This window comes from Streptomyces sp. UH6 (genome assembly GCF_013421635.1).
GTDB classification, from domain to species: domain Bacteria; phylum Actinomycetota; class Actinomycetes; order Streptomycetales; family Streptomycetaceae; genus Streptomyces; species Streptomyces abyssomicinicus.
The window spans coordinates 1-1,909 of record NZ_JACADT010001054.1; the positions used below are offsets into that span (position 1 = coordinate 1).

General features: G+C 73.2%; 2 protein-coding genes. One reads left to right on the top strand and one right to left on the bottom strand.

What is annotated here, in order from left to right; translation table 11 throughout:
• Window positions 1-1,001: bile acid:sodium symporter family protein (locus HW445_RS29095; protein ID WP_180223824.1), on the bottom strand; the 1,001-nt coding region annotated here is incomplete at its 3' end.
• 179 nt (window positions 1,002-1,180) lie between these two features.
• Here HW445_RS29095 and HW445_RS29100 point away from each other — a divergent pair.
• Window positions 1,181-1,909: LysR substrate-binding domain-containing protein (locus HW445_RS29100; RefSeq protein WP_180223825.1), on the top strand; the 729-nt coding region annotated here is incomplete at its 3' end.

A 1,909-nucleotide genomic window follows, 5' to 3' on the forward strand; every position in this document is an offset into this window, starting at 1 on the left:
TAGGGGCGGGGCTCCTCGGCGGCGAGGGGGTCGCGTTCGCGGCGCCGCGCGATCACCGCGCTGACCATCAGCTGCATCTGGTGGAAGAGCATCAGCGGCAGCACCGCGAGCGCCGCCTCCGCCCCGAACAGCACGCTCGCCATCGGCAGCCCCGCCGCCAGCGACTTCGTCGAGCCGGCGAACTGGATCGCCACCCGGTCCCCGCGCCCGAAGCCGAGCGCCTTCGCGCCGTACCAGGTGGCCGCCAGCACCACCGCCAGCAGCACCGCCTCCACCACGATCAGCTCCACCATCCGGACCGCGCTCACCTGGCCCCACACGCCGCGCACCACGCCCTGGCTGAAGGCGGAGTAGACGACCAGCAGGATCGCCCCCCGGTCCACCAGCGACAGCAGCCTGCGGTGTTTGCGGACGAACCCGCCGACCCAGCGCCGCAGCAGCTGCCCGGCGAGGAACGGCACCAGCAGCTGGAGCACGATCCTCAGCACCGAGTCCCCGGAGAAGCCCTGCCCGTCGCCGAACTGCCCGCCGAGCAGCAGGGCCGCCAGCAGCGGCGTGACGACGATGCCCGCCAGCGAGGAGAACGACCCCGCGCAGATCGCGGCCGGCACGTTCCCCCGGGCGATGGAGGTGAAGGCGATCGAGGACTGGATGGTCGACGGCACCAGGGTCAGGAAGAGCAGGCCCCGGTAGAGGGCGTCGTCGAGGAGGAACGGGACCAGCGCCTGCCCCGCCAGCCCGAGCAGCGGGAAGAGCACGAAGGTGCAGCCCAGGATGGTCAGGTGGAGCCGCCAGTGGCGCAGGCCGTCCAGCGCCTCACGGGTGGAGAGCCGCGCCCCGTAGAGGAAGAAGAGGAACGCGACCGCGGCCGTCGCCAGGCCGGAGACCCCGTCGGCCACCGCCCCTCGCGCAGGGAGCAGCGCCGCGATGCCCATCGTCGCCAGCAACAGGACGATGTAGGGGTCGACCGGCATCCAGCTCGGCCACTGCAGGCGTTTCACGGTGCTCCAGTGCTCCAGTACTCAGGGGGTGGGGCGCGTCGCGTGGCGCGGGCGCGGCACAGGGGGGTGCCCTCCCCATCGTCCCCCCTTCCCCCGTGATCGGGAATCCCGCACACCGCTTTGACTGCGATCGCCGTTCGTGATGACCGGCGGGCGGTCGCCAGGCTAGGGTTCCGCGCATGTACGACCCCTCCCATCTGCGGACCTTTCTCGCCGTCGCGCAGACGCTGAGCTTCACGGGGGCCGCGCGCCGCCTCGGCGTGCGGCAGTCGACGGTCAGTCAGCACGTGCGCAGGCTGGAGGACGCCACCGGCCGGCCCCTGTTCTCCCGGGACACCCATTCGGTGGAGCTCACCGAGGACGGCGAGGCGATGCTGGGGTTCGCCCGCCGCATCCTGGAGGTCCACGAGCAGGCGACGTCCTTCTTCTCCGGCGAGCGCCCCCGCGGCCGGCTCCGCTTCGGGGCGTCGGAGGACTTCGTGCTGACCCGGCTGCCGGAGATCCTGGAGGGCTTCCGCTACGAACACCCCGAGGTCGACCTGGAGCTGACCGTCGAGCTTTCCGGCACGCTCCACGAGCGGCTGGCGGCCGGGAAGCTGGACCTGGTGCTGGCCAAGCGGCGGCCCCACGACCCGCCCGGACAACTGGTGCGCAGGGACCGGCTCGTGTGGATCGGCGCGGAGCGGCTGCGGCTCGATCCGGACCGGCCGGTGCCCCTGATCGTCTACCCGCCGCCGGGCATCACCCGGGCCCTGGCCCTGGAGGCCCTGGAGAAGCAGGGGCGGGCCTGGCGGATCGCCTGCACCAGCGGCAGCCTCAACGGACTCGTCGCCGCCGCCCGCGCCGGACTGGGCGTGATGCCCCACTCGCGCGGCCTGATCCCGCCCGGCCTGGTGCGGGCCCCGGAC